Here is a 1,740-nt window from a genome sequence, read left to right on the forward strand (position 1 = left end):
CCGTCGAGCGCATGATGCGCGACGCCAAGATCACCCAGATCTACGAAGGCACCAACCAGGTCCAGCGCATCGTCATGGCCCGCAACCTCCCGTAGTCGTCCGTCACTTGACCGTTTGACCGCTTGAAAGGAGCCAGGCCGTGACCCTGAGGATCGCTGTCTGTGTGAAGTACGTACCCGACGCGACCGGCGACCGTGGTTTCGCCGACGACCTGACGGTCGACCGCGACGAGGTCGACGGCCTGCTGTCGGAGCTCGACGAGTACGCCGTCGAGCAGGCGCTGCGCATCTCGGAGGAGTCCGACGACGCCGAGGTCACCGTCGTCACCGTCGGCCCGGACGACGCCAAGGACGCGCTGCGCAAGGCGCTGTCGATGGGCGCCGACAAGGCCGTCCACGTCAACGACGACGACATCCACGGCACCGACGTCATCGGCACCTCCGCGATCCTCGCCAAGGCCCTGGAGAAGACCGGTTTCGACCTGGTCATCTGCGGCATGGCGTCGACCGACGGCACCATGGGCGTGCTCCCGGCGCTGCTCGCCGAGCGGCTGAGCCTCCCGCAGGTCACCCTCCTCTCCGAGGTCTCGGTCGAGGGCACCCTGGTGAAGGGCCGCCGGGACGGCGACGCCGCCACCGAGCTGATCGAGGCTCCGCTGCCCGCCGTCGTCTCGGTCACCGACCAGTCCGGCGAGGCCCGCTACCCCTCCTTCAAGGGGATCATGGCCGCGAAGAAGAAGCCGGTCGAGGAACTGGACCTGGACGACCTCGGCATCGACGCCGACGAGGTCGGCCTCGCCGGGTCGTGGACGCTGGTCGAGTCGGCCACCGCGCGCCCGGCCCGCACCGCGGGCACGATCGTCACCGACGAGGGCGACGGCGGCAAGCAGCTCGCCGCGTTCCTGTCCGCCCAGAAGTTCATCTGACCCACCGTCACTATCGTTCAGGAGCAAGGAATCATGGCTGAGATCCTGGTTCTCGTGGACCACGCCGACGGTGCGGTCCGCAAGCCGGCGCTCGAACTGCTCACGCTGGCCCGTCGCCTCGGCGAGCCGACGGCCGTCGTGCTCGGCGCCGGCGAGGCCGCGGCGTCGATCGCCGCCACCGCCGGGGAGTACGGCGCCGCGACCGTGTACGTCGCGGACGGTGCCGAGTTCGCCGACCGGCTCGTCGTGCCGAAGGTCGACGCGCTCACCCAGATCGCCAAGGACAAGGGCGTCGCCGCCGTCCTGGTGACGTCGTCGGGCGAGGGCAAGGAGGTCGCCGCGCGCGTCGCGCTCCGTCTCGGCTCGGGTCTGATCACCGACGCCGTGGAGCTGGAGGCCGGTGACGAGGGTCCGGTCGCGACCCAGTCCGTCTTCGCCGCCTCGTACCAGGTGAAGTCGCGGGTCTCGCACGGCGTGCCGGTCATCACCGTCAAGCCGAACTCCGCCGCCCCGGAGGCCGCCCCGGCCGCCGGTACGGTCGAGAACGTCACCGTCGCCTTCACCGGCAACGCCGCCACGGTCGTCTCGCGCACCCCGCGCGTCTCGACCGGCCGCCCCGAGCTGACCGAGTCCGCGATCGTGGTCTCCGGCGGCCGTGGTGTCGGCGCGGCCGAGGGCTTCGAGGTCGTCGAGAAGCTCGCGGACTCCCTGGGCGCGGCGGTCGGCGCCTCGCGTGCCGCCGTCGACGCCGGCTGGTACCCGCACTCCAACCAGGTCGGCCAGACCGGCAAGCAGGTCTCGCCGCAGCTGTACAT

The 1,740-nt window shown here is 71.0% G+C and carries 3 protein-coding genes; all 3 read left to right on the top strand.

Annotated features, from left to right (window positions below; all coding sequences use genetic code 11):
• The coding region (locus ACFUJR_RS39185) for an acyl-CoA dehydrogenase family protein (protein ID WP_132919430.1) at positions 1-95 on the top strand (95 nt) is incomplete at its 5' end.
• Between the two features lie 44 nt (positions 96-139).
• Positions 140-925 carry an electron transfer flavoprotein subunit beta/FixA family protein gene (locus ACFUJR_RS39190; protein WP_383177162.1) on the top strand — a complete coding sequence of 262 codons (786 nt, stop codon included), beginning with the start codon at positions 140-142 and terminating at the stop codon, positions 923-925.
• 33 nt (positions 926-958) lie between these two features.
• Positions 959-1,740, top strand: a 782-nt coding sequence (locus ACFUJR_RS39195) for an electron transfer flavoprotein subunit alpha/FixB family protein (RefSeq protein WP_383451299.1), incomplete at its 3' end; no start/stop codon positions are given.

It is taken from the genome of Streptomyces sp. NPDC057271, from assembly GCF_042668715.1.
Lineage (GTDB): Bacteria > Actinomycetota > Actinomycetes > Streptomycetales > Streptomycetaceae > Streptomyces.